The sequence below is a fragment of the Uliginosibacterium silvisoli genome (assembly GCF_036017035.1).
Lineage (GTDB): Bacteria > Pseudomonadota > Gammaproteobacteria > Burkholderiales > Rhodocyclaceae > Viridibacterium > Viridibacterium silvisoli.
Genome location: NZ_JAYXHS010000003.1, coordinates 326339 through 345441, shown reverse-complemented (window position 1 = coordinate 345441; position 19103 = coordinate 326339). Strand labels below are relative to the sequence as shown.

General features: G+C 56.8%; 18 protein-coding genes and 1 pseudogene. 11 read left to right on the top strand and 8 right to left on the bottom strand.

Features of this window, described 5'->3' with window-relative positions; all coding sequences use genetic code 11:
* Positions 1 to 459: 459 nt before the first annotated feature.
* A complete protein-coding gene (locus VVD49_RS16370; RefSeq protein WP_327600281.1) occupies positions 460 to 852 on the bottom strand; it encodes a helix-turn-helix domain-containing protein in 393 nt (130 codons plus the stop codon).
* Between the two features lie 112 nt (positions 853 to 964).
* On the opposite strand from VVD49_RS16370, the pseudogene VVD49_RS21825 reads away from it, so the two are divergent.
* The 3 genes and pseudogenes from VVD49_RS21825 to VVD49_RS16360 all read left to right on the top strand — a co-directional run.
* Positions 965 to 1201: pseudogene (locus VVD49_RS21825) on the top strand (hypothetical protein); the annotation flags it as partial.
* A gap of 42 nt (positions 1202 to 1243) precedes the next feature.
* Positions 1244 to 2287, top strand: a complete 1044-nt coding sequence (locus tag VVD49_RS16365; protein WP_327600280.1) for a hypothetical protein — start codon at positions 1244 to 1246, stop codon at positions 2285 to 2287.
* Positions 2288 to 2471: 184 nt separating this feature from the next.
* Entirely contained in the window at positions 2472 to 3413 is a 942-nt protein-coding gene (locus VVD49_RS16360) for a S1/P1 nuclease (protein ID WP_327600279.1), read from the top strand.
* Positions 3414 to 3746: 333 nt separating this feature from the next.
* Here VVD49_RS16360 and VVD49_RS21820 read toward each other — a convergent pair whose 3' ends face one another.
* From VVD49_RS21820 to VVD49_RS16345, 4 genes are read right to left on the bottom strand one after another with little or no spacing between them, the layout of a single operon-like run.
* Positions 3747 to 4334: a DUF6338 family protein gene (locus VVD49_RS21820; protein WP_416384909.1), complete on the bottom strand. Its 588-nt coding sequence runs from the start codon at positions 4332 to 4334 to the stop codon at positions 3747 to 3749.
* Between the two features lie 40 nt (positions 4335 to 4374).
* Positions 4375 to 5544, bottom strand: coding sequence for a patatin-like phospholipase family protein (locus VVD49_RS16355; protein WP_327600278.1), 1170 nt, complete (start codon positions 5542 to 5544; stop codon positions 4375 to 4377).
* Positions 5541 to 7829: a ThiF family adenylyltransferase gene (locus tag VVD49_RS16350; protein WP_327600277.1), complete on the bottom strand. Its 2289-nt coding sequence runs from the start codon at positions 7827 to 7829 to the stop codon at positions 5541 to 5543. Before VVD49_RS16350 ends, VVD49_RS16355 begins: the two co-directional genes overlap by 4 nt.
* Positions 7817 to 8983, bottom strand: a complete 1167-nt coding sequence (locus tag VVD49_RS16345) for a ComEC/Rec2 family competence protein (protein WP_327600276.1) — start codon at positions 8981 to 8983, stop codon at positions 7817 to 7819. Before VVD49_RS16345 ends, VVD49_RS16350 begins: the two co-directional genes overlap by 13 nt.
* A 464-nt stretch (positions 8984 to 9447) precedes the next feature.
* Between VVD49_RS16345 and VVD49_RS16340 the strand changes: the two genes are divergently transcribed.
* Positions 9448 to 10185: a P-loop NTPase family protein gene (locus VVD49_RS16340; RefSeq protein WP_327600275.1), complete on the top strand. Its 738-nt coding sequence runs from the start codon at positions 9448 to 9450 to the stop codon at positions 10183 to 10185.
* 546 nt (positions 10186 to 10731) lie between these two features.
* On the opposite strand, the gene VVD49_RS16335 is transcribed toward VVD49_RS16340, so the two are convergent.
* Both VVD49_RS16335 and xseA read right to left on the bottom strand, forming a co-directional pair.
* Positions 10732 to 11313, bottom strand: a complete 582-nt coding sequence (locus VVD49_RS16335; RefSeq protein WP_327600274.1) for a superoxide dismutase — start codon at positions 11311 to 11313, stop codon at positions 10732 to 10734.
* A 107-nt stretch (positions 11314 to 11420) separates the two neighbouring features.
* A complete protein-coding gene (xseA, locus tag VVD49_RS16330; RefSeq protein ID WP_327600273.1) occupies positions 11421 to 12776 on the bottom strand; it encodes an exodeoxyribonuclease VII large subunit in 1356 nt (451 codons plus the stop codon).
* Positions 12777 to 13219: 443 nt separating this feature from the next.
* On the opposite strand from xseA, the gene VVD49_RS16325 reads away from it, so the two are divergent.
* The 6 genes from VVD49_RS16325 to adk are packed head-to-tail and all read left to right on the top strand — an operon-like array spanning position 13220 to position 16938.
* On the top strand, positions 13220 to 13834 hold the full coding sequence (locus VVD49_RS16325; protein WP_327600272.1) for a MotA/TolQ/ExbB proton channel family protein: 615 nt from the start codon (positions 13220 to 13222) through the stop codon (positions 13832 to 13834).
* A gap of 18 nt (positions 13835 to 13852) precedes the next feature.
* Positions 13853 to 14275, top strand: a complete 423-nt coding sequence (locus VVD49_RS16320; RefSeq protein WP_327600271.1) for an ExbD/TolR family protein — start codon at positions 13853 to 13855, stop codon at positions 14273 to 14275.
* A 15-nt stretch (positions 14276 to 14290) separates the two neighbouring features.
* A complete protein-coding gene (gene lpxK, locus VVD49_RS16315) occupies positions 14291 to 15304 on the top strand; it encodes a tetraacyldisaccharide 4'-kinase (protein WP_327600270.1) in 1014 nt (337 codons plus the stop codon).
* Entirely contained in the window at positions 15285 to 15467 is a 183-nt protein-coding gene (locus VVD49_RS16310) for a Trm112 family protein (protein ID WP_327600269.1), read from the top strand. The genes lpxK and VVD49_RS16310 overlap by 20 nt, the downstream gene beginning before the upstream one ends.
* The gene (gene kdsB / locus VVD49_RS16305) at positions 15464 to 16246 is read left to right on the top strand and encodes a 3-deoxy-manno-octulosonate cytidylyltransferase (RefSeq protein WP_327600268.1); all 783 of its coding nucleotides are present in this window, start codon (positions 15464 to 15466) and stop codon (positions 16244 to 16246) included. The genes VVD49_RS16310 and kdsB overlap by 4 nt, the downstream gene beginning before the upstream one ends.
* Before the next feature lie 35 nt (positions 16247 to 16281).
* The gene (adk, locus tag VVD49_RS16300) at positions 16282 to 16938 is read left to right on the top strand and encodes an adenylate kinase (RefSeq protein ID WP_327600267.1); all 657 of its coding nucleotides are present in this window, start codon (positions 16282 to 16284) and stop codon (positions 16936 to 16938) included.
* Positions 16939 to 17009: 71 nt separating this feature from the next.
* On the opposite strand, the gene murJ is transcribed toward adk, so the two are convergent.
* Complete coding sequence (murJ, locus tag VVD49_RS16295; protein ID WP_327600266.1) at positions 17010 to 18554, bottom strand: murein biosynthesis integral membrane protein MurJ; 1545 nt, start codon at positions 18552 to 18554, stop codon at positions 17010 to 17012.
* Positions 18555 to 18715: 161 nt separating this feature from the next.
* Between murJ and rpsT the strand changes: the two genes are divergently transcribed.
* The gene (gene rpsT, locus VVD49_RS16290; RefSeq protein WP_327600265.1) at positions 18716 to 18991 is read left to right on the top strand and encodes a 30S ribosomal protein S20; all 276 of its coding nucleotides are present in this window, start codon (positions 18716 to 18718) and stop codon (positions 18989 to 18991) included.
* The last annotated feature ends 112 nt before the right edge of the window (positions 18992 to 19103 follow it).

The window sequence follows — 19103 nt, the reverse complement described above, 5'->3', positions numbered from 1 at the left end:
CAACGGAGAAGGATTCCATCGATGAATTTGTAGGAGTGGCAGGTACTCCTCACCGAAACCAGTCCCGTAGCCTTCATCGATGATGCTACGGAGATACTTGGGTGTGATTTTGGGACGCGGCATGTCACAACCCTCTTATGCAAAGCGCGATCTTCGGTGCCACTTTGCGAGGGATGTGTCTACTGCATGAACGTGCGTGTTGCCACGCATCAGAGCGAGAGATCAATTGGCGGTCGGCCATCTTCTTTGCCTTTCGTGGACGCAGGGCTACCCTGGGTGCACCGAGAGTTCAAAAGTGAACTGGCCGGCGTACTGATGAGGGAAGCAGAAATGCACGGGGGCTTGAGATGGACTTGACGGACCCGGCGAGTGGCTCGACACTGGCGTACCCCTACGCAGCACGAGCATCGTCAGACCGCGCCAGCCTTCACAGGCTCGTGCGGTTTTTTCGTTTACGTTTCACTCCTTCCTCTGCGGCAGCAGTGTCCTGAAGCGATAGCCCTCAACCAGAGACTGGATTGCCGAAACCTCCGCGGGGCTCATCTGCGGCGATATTTCAAGAAGACTGATTGCGGCCGAAGCCGCAGGGAACATCTCGGAATGCCCATGGATGACGCGCGCAATTTGCGTGAGGCAAGACGCGCGAACCAGGTGCGCCTTTTCGTCCTCCGTGGCGCCTAGTGCTGCGATGATTTTCTGTAGACCATCGTCTCCAGGAGGCGGCCGACGCCCACCTTCGAGCGAAGCGACGTAGGAGGGCGATACTCCTCCGTTGTACGCGACCTGTTTCTGGCGCAACCCATATTTCCGGCGTAGATCACCGAAACTTCGTCCGAAGAAGTTCCAATCCATTTTTGGTACTTCGTGCAGTAATTTTGTGAACCTTGATTGGAAACAAAGAAACGCTTGCAATCAAGAAACCCGCTAGTGATCATTTTTCGGTTGCAATCCCGGGAGCGGAAAAATCATTGCATCAGAATTCTTCGCGCGAATTCGTCTTCACGGCGGACATGTCGATGGGCTTCGGCAGAGAAATGGCATATGGACAATCGAGGCGGGCTTTCCCTTCGCTGAAAATACCTGTCCATCATGCTCGGGGTCTCGTACGCGAAGGCATGGCGGGCGCAAGTCATCATTTCGGGATTGCCCTGCCTCCGACGGCAAGCCTGTTCATCTCATAGCTTCTCGGCCACGATTTCTTTGCCGTGACTGTGGGAAGACGTTCATTGCGCAGGTGCCGTACTTGAGCGGGCGCGGCAAGATCACGCAAGGCATGCAACAGCACCTTGCCCGGGCAATACTTGACTACCCAAGCGTTAGAGCCCTCGCGCGAGGCGAGGGGCTCGCTCTCGAGACGGTTCTGGATGCGCTCAAGGATGCTGCAGCAGATGGGTTAGCTGGCAATCACGGATTCGTTGAGGCTATTGCAATCAGATCCCTGCGGATCGAACCCAGAGGCTATTGGTTGGCGATCAACCCCCTCGATTTGAAGACTGCAGTTTTTGTTGGGGACTGTGAGGAAAACCTAAAAAGATTCGTTCGATGGGTGTCGGAGCGATCCCCCCGATATGTGGATTTGCCACTGGATACCAGCTTGGCAAGGCTCTTGAAGAGCGAGTTGCCCAATGCCGCATTAACGATTTCAGCTCCAGAGATCTTCAGTTTCACCGAAGGCATTCTTCAAGCCTGCGCCAAGCGTCAAAGCTACCAACTGGGAGGTGAAGGTTTGACACTCAAGCGGGCCTATCAGCTGAGCTCCCAGCGCAGCGATTTGCTTTTCAATGTGGAGCAGCGTTGCTTTGACGAGCTGGCCGGGACGGCGCCCTTCTGGAATTCTTACTTGGTTCAAGACCGCCTGTTCTCTCTGCTCGAGGCCCGAGAGAAGAACTATCTGCAAGCTATGCAAGAAGCGTTGAGATTGGCAACAGCAGAGAATCACCCAATGTTTGTGACCGCGTACCGTGAGCTATCTCAACTGGATCAACTAGGGGTCACTCTTCAGTTCGACGAGAGGTATTCCATTATCCATTCCAAGCTCAAGCGACTTAGCCTCTGGATGAGAAGGGATGGGGGGCGCTTTGAGTTTCCGCTGTTCGAAGCGCTTGCGGGTTTGTTTCTTGTGGGCTTTGATGGGTTCTCTCTTCCAGAAGCACTCTGGCGGACGCTTAAAGAAATTGCTGATTTGATGGGGTTTTCAGCTTTATTGAGGCCGTCCGCCGCTGAATGCAGCGTCATCATATCGGCGCATTTTCTGACTGAGAGAAAATGCGCCACGTCAACCGAGTGAAGATTGGATTGGAACGCTTGTGTGGAGCTGAAAAGAAACAGCGCTCAAAGAGTTTGGATGCAACTTGAGGCGGCCACACGCAGGTTGGAATCACGTCCTTTCGGGCAGGCGGTTGTACCTCTAACCGGCATGTGCCTATCTAAATCGGATATCTGGGGAGAGAAACATGAGGGTGCAACACTGCTTGAACCTTCTGGTCGTCATGGCCGCGAGCCTGCTTCCTGTTCGGGAAGCAATAGCCTGGGGAGATATGGGTCATCGCATCATTGGCGTGATTGCCTACAGTCGCTTGTCTCCGGAAGCCCGCGAAAAGGTCGATGCGATCCTGGCAGCGGATCGCGATCAACTTACCGGCGCAGACTTTGTTGATCGCACCACTTGGGCGGACAAGTATCGTGACTCGGACCGTAGTTCGGATCGCGTTCGCTACCTTGCGACTCGTCAGTGGCACTTTGTCGATATTGACATCGACGGCGAGACACCTGATATCGATCTGCCATGCAGAGGTTTTCCGCCGCTGCAGGCGGGGAAACCTGCTAGCAAGGGACCTGCAGACGATTGCGTGGTCAGCAAGATCGAGCAATTCTCGAAGGAACTGTCAGGCTTAAGCTCCAGGACTGAGAAGCTGTTGGCACTGAAGTTCCTGCTGCATTTCGTGGGAGATGTGCATCAGCCGCTACACGCGGCTGAACATGACCACGACCGTGGCGGCAATGATGTGCTGATCTTGTTCGGCAGACATCGCGTCACGCAAGACAAGCTCAACCTGCACTCGTACTGGGATACGGAGCTTGTCAAATCACTCGGCACATCCGAGCAGGAAGTTGGAAGTACGCTTGCCGTCGGGATCACCGGATCGAATGCCGCGGCGTGGAAACAGGGCACGCCGCGAGACTGGGCTATCGAATCGCACAAGATTGCGAAGGCGACAACCTACAACTTGGGTCGGCTGCAACACCGGTCGATGCCGATAAAGCGGAAGGATGAAGACGGCAACTCCGTCACGACCACGGCCGACGTGATTTTTCTGGACGGCGAATACACGAAGGACGCGACGGCAGTCGTGAAGGAGCAACTGCAAAAGGCAGGGGTTCGTCTTGCCGACATTCTTGAACGGTCGCTGTAGCAGGCATTTCCCGGCCATACGCATGAAGAACCAACGTTGGCTCCGTCGGGTATGGGCCGTTCTGCATTGGGCAATATAGAGTCGAAGTGGTCTAGCCCGCCGATATGCGGAGCTCGCACGTGAGCCTTTGAGAGACTCCGCAAGTACGCGCCTGCAGTTGGTCGGGTTGGATGTTAGGCTCGACCTATTTCTTGGGTGGTGAAGGCGGAGCGACGGGTTTTTGGTAGGTGGGGGGCGGGTTTACATTCGCCTGTTCTCGCCGCTGTGGAGGTTGGGGGGCTTTTGAAGGGATGGATGGTGTGTTGGGTTTAGTAGCCATTACGCGGACTCCGGTTAGTTTATGAATTCAATCCACTTCACGTCAGCGACATTCACAAGCAGTCCCTCGACAGATTCCAATGGATGATCTTTGCCGTCTGCATCTATCCACGAAGGTACTGTAATGAAGAAATGTCCCTTTTCTGGATCGGACGGCCATGTTTTTGGCCAACCGTACAGCCTCCTGTCATCCTTAAAATTCAGCACAACATAGCGCACCTGCTCAGAAAGAGTGCCACACCATTCTGATGGATGAGCGCTCCGAGTTGAGAGCCTGAGGCTTCGGAGAGCACCATGAAAGCGATCCGTATTTATGACGAACGCAACAGTAAAGCCGAGTGAAATAGCGCTGGCTAGAGAGCACGCCAAATCCGCGTCGGAGTCCCACGAGCGGAATGCTCTCCATTGACCCACATACTCCAATATTAAGCGTTCGCAAAAAACGAGTACTCGAACGCCTAGCGTAAAGATGAGCGCTTGGACTACTCGTTCAAACTGAGATGGCTTTGAGTGCGAGGTAAGACCATAGAACACCCATGCAACAAGAAAGCCGGGAAGAAGATATTGTAGAAGTGCAATGACGTCCTTTGAGAGTTCAGGCATAGCGAATGGTCTTAAGTGCTTTGAGCAATCAGGCGGCTTTTCAGAGGCTTGACGCGTAAGTAGCTACGAGGCATCGCGTCAGTTGCTCGCCACGCTTGCTGAGAAGATCAATGTTGTTCTTTGACATCGGGCTGAAGTTTGTCGGGTAGTCGACTACGTGTTCACGCTTGACCAGATCCGCAGGTCGGACGGGCAATGCGTTATCCGACTGTCCAAGGTATGGCATAAGGAATCCCTGAATCTCACCATTCGCCGCCATCCTGTGTAGCAGATTCTGCGTCAGGGTCTGCGTTCGCCGGTGAATGGTGACAACGGTCGCCAGCATCCGCGACATCCAGAAAATCGGCCTCCTTGCCCCTGACGGCATGCCCTGTCCGGCATCACATGCAATGATAAAATCCGCCGGGAACACATTCGTACTAAACTCACTTGAGCGGCCTGGAAGCATGCAAGAGACGCCCAGGTTGTCATATACGCCTCCGTCCGTAATGATCACGCGATGCTTAGCCTCGACACCATTTCTGCTAAACGTTAGGTAGTCGTCAAGCGCGGGCAATAGAGCCGGGAATGCCGCAGATGCTGCAACTGCAGTTGCAACACGCGGGGTCTCAACCAGACGGCCGAACCGCCAACATCCACTCTCAACGGAGCCATAGCGGAATGCGGTCTCGGTGCGAAGCTCCGCCGCGTTAATGACAACAGAGAGGCCGTTCCGGCCAACAGCATCCATTCGTCGATCGCCGAAATAACTACGAACCAGATGTCGTTCGAAAGCTGTTGTAAAGCTTGCAAATCGTGGGGCTAAGTCGAGGATGTGCTCGGCGACCACTCCAAGCCACTTAGTTTGGAACTTGGCGAGACCTAGCACTCCTGCCAGGAGCTGGAGGGCTCTCGCCAAGACTGCAGCAATACCGCAGAGGCATGTCGCAAGCAGGATCTTTGGCATCTCGGGCGACAGAAAAGTCTCGCGAGCTATTCCTCGAATCATGCCGCGAGAAAGTAGTGCTTCGATGCGACTCGCAAACACGTCAAACGAATCATCGCTATAAGCGTAGAGCGCAGCGATGACGCCGCCGCCCGAGACACCCGAAAGCACAGTCACTTTGTCGAGCACTCCGCGGTCATGCAGCGCTCGCAGACAGCCCAAGTGAAATGCAATTGCTCGTGAGCCACCGCCGGAGAGTGCGAGACCAATTTTCGGAGGACTCATTGCTGTCCTCCATCTTGTATCTCGCGCCGAAGAATGAGAGCGAATTCATTGCGACGGTATAAGAAGTAGCTTTCTTCGCGTCGTGTTGCGGCATGACCGACGATTAGCATGACCACTTGACGTGGCGGGGAATTCTGGAAGTGAAGCAACGCTAACATCGCACGGAGGTCATCCTGGCTCGGACTTCCGCGACTGACGGGGTGCGTATGCCAGATGCCAATGAAACGGCTCGACCTGCCACTTGTTTTCGACTTGAACTCATTGAGCTCTGTAGTACCAACTGTTCCGCACAGGAACTGTGTTTCGCTCGCGGTACTGTCCGGCGGAGGTCCGCTTAGGCTATCGACCCAGACAACCCGATGAGCGTCGTCGATTTCGCCAAAGATGAGCCCTCCTGTTTCGATTCTGTCTGAAAGCGTACGTGCGATGCGCTTTAGTTCTCCTGTCATATCCAGAGCGGCAATTTCCGAACGAAGTACGGTATATCCGTGCAACTGCTCGTCATATCTCGCGTAACTTTGGAGCGTATAGCTGAGCATGCTCCGCCTACGATCACCCATTTGTAACCAGGATGCTGCGATAAGGTCCAAGCTTGCTGAGTCCTGCTCCAGACTCCCAAGCCGAGACAAGCCTACATTCAAGAGCCCTGCTGCGTGGTAGTCAATATCGGCTACAGAGCCGATGAAAGTCGGCGCAGAACACCCTGGCTCAGGCTGAAACACCTTTAACGTCTCGCGTTCCGGCCAGAATGCTTTCACCAGAGAATGGTCAGCATCCTTTGCAAAGGCCTGCAATTTGGCTTGTCGCGCGATGTAGTGCGGCCCTCCGCCAAACTTTGGCATCCTTACTAGAATTGAGCCATTCTCAGCCGCAGCGCTGACCGCCATTGAGAGCATTGGAATCGGAAGGTCTTGAGTCTTCAGTTCCAATTCAAGGCGATGGGTTACCTTCACTGAGGCAGTGGCGTCAATGACCAAATCCCATTGTGAATGGTCGAAACGCGACAATGCCTGAAGTGTGAGGGAGTCCCCGCTAGAGGTCACGTCGCACTTCAAGCCAATTGCCTTCAAACGCACGTGCAGCGCACTGGCCTTGTTCAAGCCAATATCACCGTCCGAATAGCGCTGCCTGACAAGAATGCCAGGTTTCACTTTGCCACTATCAACGATATGTAGCCTGGACGCTCCGGAACGAATTGCCATCTCGGCGACCGCAGAACCAAGGGCGCCACAGCCGAACAGAATGATGCGTTTGTCAGTGAGACCGGCGAGTAGTGTTCCGGTGTCTCGACGATTGACGATCTCTGGCCGATCTTCGAGAACGTCACACCAACTCGTGTCAGCATTGGCCATCCATTTAGCCAACTCTTGCCGCGCTACGTCATCGTCTCCCTTGCTTCCAACTATGCGCCGAAGTGACCTCAACGTTTCTGGGCTAATTTCCCAAACCGTCAGATGTGGTTTGAGAGGCTCGCCCGCCGCCTTTCGCCGCATCGGCGCGCCGAGTACAAAATATGCGTGTTCTTCATCTGTACCAACCAGGGAGAAAACTTTTAGGAGAGAGTACAGTAGGCCGAAAGAAAGACCCGCTTGCTCAACAAGGTTGATAAGGTCATGAACCTTCGTTGGATATTCGGATGCAAGAGGCTTGTTGAACAAGATAGTGGCGGCAATGGGGTGCCCGGGTTCGGTGTCTCCCCAGTCATTCAGATGGGTCCACCCGACGATGTCGAATCGGTTATCCCTAACTCTTCTCAGATCCGCACGCCCAATCCAGATTCCATCCTGAGGCAATGCATTTGGTGTATTTGATCTGGCCACAAACGTGGTGGAGGAAGTTGTATACGCCACAGGAGGATGCAAAGGGGCATCGTCAGGATCCAATTCGCCTTTTCCAGCAGCCCGCATCCAAATTTCGACCCGGTCAAAAAATCCGAACATACCATCGGACGGGTCGTACTCTGTTTCTTCTGACTGATAGAGGCAGATGTAGTCGCCCCACTGCACATGCGGAGTTCCAATGAACCGCTTGTGTCCGAAAAAGATCTCAGGCCTTTTGAACGGAAATGCAGGTGATATGTGCAGGCTTATGCGTTCTCGATCCCGAAAGGCAACACCATTCCCGGTCCGATATTCTTTGGTCTCCAGAGAGAGCCGAACCCAGATGTAGCCTTCTGACTTCGATTCATCTACCAGCTTGATGATCTCAAGAGCGCCGTTAGAGTTGGCGGCAATATCTGATATCTGGAGAAGTGCGAGCTCTTGGCCTCTACTTAGTTCGGGCATCCAAAGCCCACTTTGGTCGAAGGAGTTGCGTCGCTTCCGCGAGCCGTGCCAACGGCAGAAGCCAAAGCGCCTGCCGCATTTTTTGAGTTCTTTTTCCCCGCATACTCGATATTCGAACCGTGCACGGTGAACTTAAGAGGCTCTGCATGTTCGCCGTCGTCATGTGTGCAAACGAACCCGCCGGCCGCGATCTCCTGATAACGTGCCTTAGCCTTAGCATGAGGTGGGTTGTCGCCGTCCTTGTTAGTTGCAGGAACGCAGTTCGCGCTCGCAACAACGTAACCGGAGCCCACCTGACACGCCTCGAGGTCGTTGAGGATGTCTTTCTTGAGAACCTCTTTTCCATCTTCGTCTTGATACAGGACAGATTTGCTGCAATGGTGCGGCGCAAGCAGCACTTGCCACCGGAGGTTCTCCTCCTTCCCGTGGTACTTGGTAACGTCGAAGATTTTTCGAATGACGGGGTACTTGTGATCCCCGAAGAGCAGAACTCCCCCGGAAGCAGGGTCGTCGCCGAAGACGACTTGAATGGCCAAGCTCGTATCGTTCCTGTCGCCAACGTCCTCCTCGGAGCCTTGTTTAAACGGACCATGGATGAACACGCGAAATTCTCCGCTTAGGTCATCACCATCGAGAGTTCTCACTACATCACCAGGAACGTTGAAGAACTCCAGCGGGAATTTCCGATAACTGTCCTCGTCTAGTAAATCGTCCCACCCAACCAGACGCACTCGATTACCAGCCCCAGGATCACCTCCAGCTTTTACTGTGGCGGTTACGCGCCGATGCGCCTCGTCGCGGAACGCCACTGCATCAGGGCCGAGGCTGCCCGGATCATCGTCATGTTCGCGGAAAATCCGTGGCGAAAACCAAAGCTCACCAACAGTCACTCGTTCTAGTAGCTCTTCGAAACCCTGTATATGATCCTTGTCTGGATGCGTGATAGCAAAGGCAGACAGGTAAGGCTTCCCATTAACCTTGGGTAGATGTTTCTCAAGGTAATCAATGATAGGTGCGCTGTCTGAATCGTCGTCTTCAGACTTCCGGCTGTGTCGAAGGTCTACTTGAAACACAACCTCATTTGGACGGACAACGAACGTGGTGCTGTCCCCAGTACCCACCGGCCAAAAGTACACGCATTTCTCGTGGAACATCTCACTCCCCCGTTTTATCTAACAGCGCGAACCAAGAAGGCTTCGCGTCGTTTTGTTTTTTGGTGAGTCTTTGCTTTATGCGTAAAGCATCGCCTCAGCTCACTTCAGATAGTAATACTTGCATTCGCAATGTCGAGGAATTGATGCATGCCCTTCAGGGCATATTGCCATCTTGGCTTGCCAGTTGATCGCTCTAGATGTAAATGGGCGAACGAGGCAGAAAGGGACTTGTGATTTAAGTATGACTTGTGGGTAATTGATGTTTGATGCATACCGACTCAGGTATGTCGGACGCGTTGACCAGAGAGTCGCAGATCGTTACATTGACTACGCGCGTGTCGACGCCAGCTGCCCACCCCGGCAAACCCTCGCGGGACGATTTCCATGAACTTCATTAGCTGATTCCCTTTGTAGGCGAATTTTGGCAGTGGGCACCTTGAATTCGCATACAGAAGGAGTCTGTCATGCGTTATCTTTCTACCCCCGACGAAGTCGTCGAGCGCCTTAAAAAACAAGCTAAAAAGCTGCAACGTTCCGGTGCGGGCAAGCATTCAGATCTGCTTAACCGCGTGGCTAAGCAAGCTGGCTATGATCACTGGCATCACGTCGTCAAGTGCAACGAGCGGGCGAGCGCAGCATCTCAGATGCGCTCGATTCGCGATGAGTGCGAGGCCATCACCGCTGCGGAGCTGCATGGACAAGTAAATGCTGTATTGACGCAAGATGGGATTGCATGCCCGCCATTCGTGATCTTCTCTACCGGCATTGGCGATGCTTGGCTTCTTGAGCCCAATGAACAACTCGGCATGTGTCTTGTTTGGCGGGGCGAGTGCCAAACCATGGGGATTTGTGACGATCCAGACCGCCTCGAGGTCGAGTGGGACGGGACCTATGAACTCAGGGGCGACTTCTTCTGTGTTGAATCCCAGCACCCTCTGATCGGCACGCGCGCGATCGGCGGCTATCCGCTCGACGGCGTTCGAAAACTCTTGGACCAAGCGCAATCGACGATGACGAAGATGGCCCTAGTGATGGGGCAAGTCGATTCAGTGGAGATCACACCTGAAGTCATTGCTCAGATGGTCAAGAAGGGCTGGTCCGAAGATGAGATGCAGGTGCTGAAGGCGGAAGGCTATCGATATTCGCCTGGCCGCGACTCGCTTCTTGGTCCCGTCGTGAGCAGCGAGGACGAGAACTTCTAGAATCCGACAAGTTCTGCGGCCAGCGCCAGAGGAGAGTGAGGCTATCCGAGCGCCTGGCCAACCGCTTTGATCGAAAAAGCGCGCAGTGACTCTCGGTAAATATGTTGAACGAGCAAAGATTCTCCGAGCGCCACCTCTGCATTCGTAACACGGCTTCTCTACAGCTGTTGGCCTCATGCTTGCCAAAGGGCAGCGGGCGGCAGCCATGTGGATAAGCCCGCGCAGGCTACCAAGCAGAACGCGTCCGTCAACATTACCACCGCCGAAGTCCGCATGTTACGGCTTCGATGGTCAACTTCACCGGAATCTGCACTTGGTTCAACTCATGCCTCGAAAATGACAAGAGCCGGTTTACGCAGTCAGCAGGATTTGCGGACCATACGAGGTATTTCTTTGTCATGGACAAATGGTGGGGTCAAAAAAAAGGAGCCAAAGGCTCCTTTTTTGCTGGCTCGATTTACGAGTTTTTTATTCGTGGTCGCGCCGAAATTTACGACTTTAATATCCGTTTTACGAGTTTTTTTTCCTGAAATACTTGAGCTGAGATCAAGCGAAGTTCGCAGCAGCGAAATCCCAGTTGGCGAGGCTGGCCAGGAACACTTCAACGAACTTTGGACGTGCGTTGCGGTAGTCGATGTAGTAAGCGTGCTCCCACACGTCGATCGTCAGCAGCGCCTTGTCAGCAGTCGTCAGCGGCGTGCCGGCAGGACCGGTGTTGACGATGTCGACGGTGCCGTCTGGCTTCTTCACCAGCCAGGTCCAGCCGGAACCGAAGTTGCCGACGGCGCTCTTCGTGAAGGCTTCCTTGAAAGCGTCGAAGCTGCCCCATTTGGCATCGATGGCTGCAGCCAGAGCGCCGGTAGGTGCGCCGCCGCCTGCGGGCTTCAAGCAATTCCAGAAGAAGGTGTGGTTCCAGACTTGTGCGGAGTTGTTGTAGATGCCGCCGGAAGACTTCTTGATGATGTCTTCGAGCGATGCGTTCTCGAACTCGGTGCCTGGGATCAGGTTGTTCAGATTGGTCACATACGCTTGATGGTGCTTGCTGTAGTGATAGTCGAAGGTTTCGGCCGTCAGGTGCGGCACCAGCGCATCTTTTGCGAAGGGCAGGGGTGGCAGTTCATGAGCCATTCTTAAACTCCTTTTTGGGTTGTCCGGGGAAACCCGGCAAGTTTAGTCGGGAACAGTTGGCAGTGACAATCTGAAATTGTGCAGTGCTTATGCTGCGCCGAAAGCGTTCAGGCACGCTTCGTCGTGGTACGCACTTCGGTGGTCGCACGGCCCTTGGCGAGGACCAGTTCCAGCGTGTCGCCGGCATTCAGCGTGGATGCATCTCGCACGACACCGCCGGCTGCGTCACGGACAATGGCATAGCCACGTTGCAGCACGGCTTCCGGATTGAGGTGGCTCAGGCTGACCTCGAGCGCATGCAGCTTCTCCACACGCTGGGAATGGTTATGCGTCAGGGCCGTGTGAAGCCGCGCCTGCAATCCATCGAGCGCCAGTTGATGTGGAAGAACGGCCGGCGTGCGACGCTCGAGCCGTGTCTGCAGACTATGCAATTGTCGTTGTCTTGCCGTGAGTTGCTGTTGTGATACGTGTTGCAAGCGCAGCGCAAGCTGATCGAGTCGCGCCCGATGGGCCGCCACGCGTTCGCGCGGGTGCACGAGGCGACGCTCGAGCAGATCGAGCTTCTGACCTTGCTGTTCGAGGCGGCGCGTGGCTGAGCGGCTGAGGTCGCGGGCGAGGCGGGGCAAGCGCGTGCGCAGTTCGAACCAGCCGGCACTCAGGACTTCAGCCGCTGCAGTTGGCGTGGCCGCGCGCACGTCAGCAGCGAAGTCGGCGAGTGTTGTGTCGGTTTCATGACCGACGCCGCAGACTATCGGAATTGCACTGGCGCGAATGGCGCGTGCGACGGCTTCGTGATTGAAGGCCCACAGGTCTTCCATGCTGCCGCCGCCGCGGCACAGGATCAGCGCCTGCACGCCATCCAGCTCGGCACGCGCGCTGGCCGTGAGAATTGTCTGTGCGATCTGCTCGCCCGCAGCATCGCCTTGCACCAGCGTCGGGTAAAGGATGACATCCAGGCCCGGCGCACGTCGCCGCAACGTGATGAGGACATCACGCAGGGCCGCAGCTGCGGGTGAGGTGATGATGCCGATGCGTTGTGGCAGATGTGGCAGCTCGCGCTTCAGTTCGCTGGCAAACAGGCCTTCGGCTTCCAGGCGCGCCTTCAGGCGCATGAAAGCCTCGAAAAGATTGCCCTGGCCGGCACGTCGTATGTTTTCCACACTCAGCTGCAGGTCGCCGCGGGCTTCATAGACGGTGACTTGCGCCCGCACCTCGACCTGCATGCCTTCGCCAAGCTGGAAGGGGAGCAATTGCGCCTTGTTGCGCCACATTGCGCAACGCAGTTGTCCGCCGCTGTCTTTCAGCGTGAAATAGATGTGCCCCGATCCGGCGCGGACAAGGTTGGACACTTCGCCAGATACCCAGCCGAGCGGGAAGCCGCTCTCGAGATGTCGCCGCAGATGTCGGACAAAATCCGACACGGGAATGGCGGGCGTGCTGACGCCCGATGCTGCAGAAAACATGTCATTCATCCCCTGGATTCTAGCCAAATCCAGCGTGCGGCGCGGTCGCAAGGGAGAAAACAGGCTGCCGTGTCGAAAAGTCTGACCAGAAGTGTATTGACAGATCTAAAAATATGTAAGTTGTTGATTTTTAATGATTGTAACGGTAGCTTCATTTTTGACCGATGTGTCAAAAATCCTTGTGGGGGGGCTACTTAGCGCACCCATCCAGAAGCTACCCACACAGTTGTCCACAGATTCTGTGGATTGAAGTTTTGGCGGCCGTCGCCACGCAAATTTCCACTCGGGTTATCCCGTAGGCAGGGTGACGATGTTCTTTTTGACACGAGGCGATTTGCGTCTCTCCGTACCATCCGACGATCTGTACTTGCCGCTGCGGCAGCGCAAGGCTAAAGTTCGGCGCTGCCTCAATTTCACATCGATCCACAACGGGAGTTTCGCACGTGCTGGACATCCTCCGCGCCGCTGGTTGGCCGATCTATTTTCTTCTTGTCGCTTCCGTCATCTCCCTGGCTCTGATCATCGAACGGGCCATCTCGCTCCGCCGCAGCATCATCGTGCCCGCCGGCTTCCTCGAAAAGCTTGTCGCCGAGTTGCGCCAGAGTGGTGTGAGTGATGATCTGATCAAGCGTGTGCATGGGCATTCGCCCCTTGGGCGTGTGCTCGCTGCGGGCTTGCGCAATGTGCGTGCGACACGTGAAGTGATGAAGGAGGCGATCGAAGAGGCTGGCCGCGCGGTGGCGCACGATCTCGAACGCTTCCTCACCACCCTGGGGACCATCGCCACAGTTGCGCCGCTGATGGGCCTGTTCGGCACCGTGATCGGCATGATCGAACTCTTCGGCGCGCAGAACCCTACGGGCGGCGGCACCGATCCGCAGCAGCTTGCTCACGGTATTTCGGTGGCCCTGTACAACACCGGTTTTGGCCTGATGATTGCCATTCCTTCACTGATCGCGCATCGCCACTATCGCGCCCAGGTGGACAGCATCATCGTCGAGATGGAGCAGCAGGCCGTTCGCCTCGTTGATGTCGTACACGGCGATCGCAAGAAATAAGAGACGAGGGAACCGCATATGGACTTCCGTCGCGGACGTGGCAAGGAAGAGCTGGAGATCAACCTGATCCCGCTCATCGACGTGCTGCTGGTGATCATCATTTTCCTGATGCTGACCACGACTTACTCGCGTTTTTCCGGTCTGGAAATCAATCTGCCCACGGCGGATTCGCAGGCTTCCCAGGAGAAGTCCGAGGAGATCGACGTGGCTGTGACGGCACGTGGTGAGATCACCATCAACAAGACGCCGGTTGGCAGCACCGATGTGGCCGTCATCGCCGAGGCGCTCAAGCGCGCCGTGCCGAGTGGCGCGGCCAAGCCTCCCGTGCTGGTCATCAATGCTGACGCACAGGCGACGCACCAGCGCGTCATCGACGTCATGCAGGCAGCGCAGCGCGCCGGCCTGCCGTACGTGTCCTTCGCGACGCAAGTCGGGCGCTGACGCGCCATCTCTGGCATGCCCGGCAGTACCCCTTCCTGGTGGGCGACCCGTGGCCCGCGCGCCTGGCTGCAGCTGCCTTTTGCCGCGCTCTTTGCATGCGTGGCGGCCGTGCGGAAATCTGCATGGCACGTCGGCCTTCTTCGTGCGCATCGCCTGTCAGTGCCTGTCGTCGTGGTCGGCAATGTTGCCGTCGGCGGCAGCGGCAAGACACCGGTGGTGATCTGGCTGGCCGACGCTCTGCGTCAGCGCGGGTGGGCACCGGGCATCATTTCGCGTGGCTATGGCGGTCGTGCTGCGGTGCCAACGCCGGTGTGGCCACATAGCGATCCTGTTGAAGTGGGCGACGAGCCGGTATTGATCAGTCGTCGTACGGGCGTGCCGATGTGGATCGGCCGTGACCGGCCAGCTGTGGGTCGCGCCTTGCTGGCCGCTCATCCGCAGGTTGATGTCATCATCAGCGATGATGGATTGCAGCACTACCAGCTAGCGCGCGATGTCGAGATCGTGGTGCTCGACGAGCGCATCCTGGGCAACGCGTGGCCGTTGCCTGCCGGACCTTTGCGCGAGCCCTTGTCGCGCGTGCGCCAGTCTCACCTGGCGATCCTGCATGGCGAGAGCAGTACCCGCACGCGTGCCGCCATCGGCGCAGTGCCAAGCGTGAAAATGACGCTTGCGCCGGGGAGGTTCTACCGTCTGCATGCCCCGGAAGAGCAGGCGGATGCACGGGATCTGAAAGATCTGACGCTCAAGGCGTTGGCTGGTATCGGCCGTCCGGAGCGCTTCTTTGAAAGCCTGCGCGCCCTCGGGCTGGAGCCGCGCGATACGCGCGCTTTTCCGGACCACTACGTGTTCTCGGCCCGCGATCTGGCCCTCGATGGTGCAGATGCGCTGCTGATGACGGAGAAGGATGCGATAAAATGCCGGGCAATTGCGCCTGAACAGACTTGGGTCTTGCCCGTCGATGCCCATATCGACGTAGCGGCGCTGGAACACATTCTGGAGTGTCTCGATGGACCCGAAGCTGCTTGAAATCCTCGTCTGTCCCGTTTGCAAGGGGCCGCTGGATTACCGCAAGGCCGACAAGGAGCTGGTTTGCCGGCCCTGCCGCCTCGCCTACGCGATCCGTGATGGCATCCCGGTGATGCTGGCAGATGAGGCGCGGACGCTGACTGCAGAAGACGTGCAGCAGTGACGACGCCTTTCAAAGTCATCATCCCGGCGCGCTACGCTTCGACGCGCCTGCCTGCGAAGCCTCTTGCTGACCTCGCAGGAAAGCCCATGGTCGTGCGTGTCATGGAGCGTGCGCTCGCGGCGGGCGCCGAAGACGTCTGGATTGCCACGGACCATGAATACGTCGCCCAAGCCGTACGCAATGCAGGTGGCAATGCCTTGATGACTCGCGCAGATCATCCCAGCGGCACCGACAGGCTAGGTGAAGTGGTGGATGTGCTTGGCTGGGATGACAAGTCCATCGTGGTCAATGTCCAGGGCGACGAGCCCCTGATAGATCCGGCCATCATCGTGTCATGCGCGCAAGCGCTGGCCGACGATACCGAAGCCGCGATCGCCACCGCTGCGCATGCCATTCACACGCTGGAAGATTTCCTGAATCCGTCAGTGGTCAAGCTGATTGCCGACGCGCATGGGCGTGCCATGTACTTCTCGCGTGCGCCGATTCCGTGGCCGCGCGATGCGTTTGCCGCCGGCCTGCCAAGCAAGGGAAGCCTCCCTGACTGGCTCAAGCCTGCCCGTCATGTGGGTCTGTACGCCTATCGTGCAAGCTTCCTGCGTGCCTATGCGCGTCTGGCTCCCTCACCAATCGAGAGTGTGGAAATGCTCGAACAGTTGCGTGCCATGTGGCATGGTTACAAGATACGCGTCGTAATGCTCGACGCTGCGCCTGCCGGCGGTGTCGACACGCCGGAAGACCTTGCGCGCGTACGCGCGATTTTCGAAAACGCAGGGCGTTGAGCCGCGTTCTCATTCAGTAAGTGGAGGAATAAAAGATGCGTCTGATTCTGTTGGGACCGCCAGGAGCGGGCAAAGGCACCCAGGCCAAATTCATTGCCGAGCGCTACGGTATCCCGCAAATCTCGACGGGCGACATGCTGCGCGCAGCCGTCAAGGCGGGTACGCCACTGGGACTGGCAGCCAGGGCCGTAATGGATGCCGGTCAGCTTGTGTCGGATGACATCATCATCGGGCTCGTCAAGGAGCGCCTGACCCAGTCAGACTGTGCCAAAGGCTACATGTTTGATGGTTTTCCGCGCACCTTGCGCCAGGCTGACGCGTTGAAGGAGTCTGGCGTAGCGCTCGACGTCGTGCTGGAGATCGATGTGCCGGATTCAGAGATCATTGAGCGCATGAGCGGTCGCCGTACCCATCCAGCATCGGGTCGTACCTATCACATCAAGTTCAATCCGCCGAAGGTGGAAGGTCAGGATGATGACAGCGGCGAGCCACTTGTGCAGCGTGATGACGACAAGGAAGAGGTCGTGAAGAAACGTCTCGACGTCTATCACGACCAGACCAAACCGCTGGTGAAGTACTACTTCGACTGGTCGGCCACAGGTGACGTGAATGCGCCACGCTATGCCAAGATCTCGGGTCTTGGCACGGTGGATGAGATCACCAAGCGTACCTTCTCTGCGCTGAGTGCCTGAGCGGACTTGTCGCACCCATGAAAAGGCGGAGCTTTGGCTCCGCTTTTTTATTGCGGGTTTTCACATCCGGATCAATGTACGCCACCGCGTTTGAAGTCTGCAGGACGGAAACCCAAGGCAAACAGTGTGACGAAGTAACTCAGCGCAGCGGCGACCATCAGGCCTGCCAGCCAGATCACCCGTTTCGCGGTGGTGATCTGCGTCCAGGTGGTTGCTTGCCCCATGGCGAACCACAAAACCAGGCCCATGACGCACAGGGCGATGGCGAGTTTGCCAAGAAATACCGGCCATCCCGCACGTGGCGTAAACGCGTCTTTGCGGCGCAATCCGTAATACAGCAGTCCGGCGTTGAGTGTCGCGGCGAGGCCGATGGAGAGCGCCAGTCCCGCGTGCGCCAGACCCAATTGCCACACGAACAAGGCGTTCATGGCTTGCGTGGCGACCAGCGAGATGATTGCAAAACGCAGTGGTGTGCGGATGTCCTGCCGCGAGTAAAACGCGGGCGCGAGGATCTTGACGAGAATGATGCCAGCCAGCCCTACGCTATAAGCGACCAGGGCGCGGCTGGTCTGCAGTACGTCTGGCGCGGCGAATGCGCCGTGCTGGAAAAGTGTCGAGGTCAGTGGCACCGCCAGGATGCACATGCCCAGAGCGGCAGGAAGGGTCAGCAACAAGGCCAAGCGAAGCCCCCAGTCCAGCATGGCGGAGAACTCGGCCTTGTTGCCGGAAGAGTTCAGCTTCGACAGGGATGGCAGCAAGATGGTGCCGAGTGCTACGCCCAGCATGCCGGAAGGAAATTCCATCAGTCGATCGGCATAACTGAGCCACGATATGCTGCCGGTCGGCAGCCACGAAGCGAAGGCCGTGTTGATGAGCAGACTGATTTGCGCGACAGAAACGCCTATCGTTGCCGGCGCCATCAGTTTCAGGATACGCATGACCCCGGGGTCGCGGAAATGCAGATCGAAGCGTGGCAGCATGCCGACGCGCGCCATGGCCGGAATCTGTATGGCGAGCTGCAATACGCCGCCGATGAAAGTGCCCCAGGCGAGCGCTTCCACCGGCGTGGCAAAGTAGTCGCGACCCAGCAGCGCCGCCGCAATCATGCTGACGTTCAGCAATACGGGCGTGAAAGCGGGAATAGAAAAATGATTCCAGGTGTTGAGCACGCCGGAGGCGAGCGCCACCATGGCCATGAAGAAAATATAGGGGAAGGTGATGCGCGTCAGCTCGACCGTGAGCGCGAACTTCTCGGGATGCGCGCTGAATCCGCCGGCCGTGGCGTAGATCAGGAGTGGGGTGCCGATGACGCCCGCGACGGTAACCAGCATGACGATCACACCGAGCAAGGTTGCGACGCGGTTGACCAGCGTATGGGCCTCATCGGGACTACGCTTGCTCTTGTACTCGGACAGAATGGGTACGAAAGCCTGGGAGAAAGCGCCTTCGGCAAATAGCCGGCGTAGCAGATTGGGCAGGCGGAAAGCGACATTGAAAGCGTCGGTCATCATGCCTGCGCCGAAAACGTTGGCAATCAGGATTTCGCGCCCGAGGCCCAGGACGCGTGACAGGAACGTCATACTGCTGATCGTTGCAAGTGCTTTGAGTAGATTCACGTTTCGGGGCGGTCCGGGGACAATGCGCAAGCGGGGCGGGGGAGGCGATGATATCGCGCCGGCTGCGCCTGGGGTACAAGCCGAGCACAGAAGGGCTTGCAATCGGGCAGGCTCTCGATTAAGATTACCGGCTCTCGTTAAACCGAACCGGAATTAAAGATATGGCCAATACGGCACAGGCACGCAAGCGCGCGCGTCAAACGGTCAAGGCAAATGCGCACAACTCCAGTCTGCGCTCCCGTCTGCGCACAGCCATCAAGGCTGTTCGTAAAGCGGTCGATGCCGGCGACAAGGCAGCTGCGCAACAAGTCTTTCAGCAATCGATGAGCGTCATCGACAGCATTGCTGACAAGAAAATCATCCACAAGAACGCTGCTGCACGTCACAAGAGCCGCCTGTCCGCTGCCGTCAAGGCACTGGGCGCTGCTGCTGCCTGAGACTGATCAAGCTTCTTGTTGCCGGGTCGGTCTGAGCTTTTCGGACTGGCTAGGCGCAAAAAAAGGCGATGTCACTGCATCGCCTTTTTGCTTTTGTGCCCCAAGTTGAGTT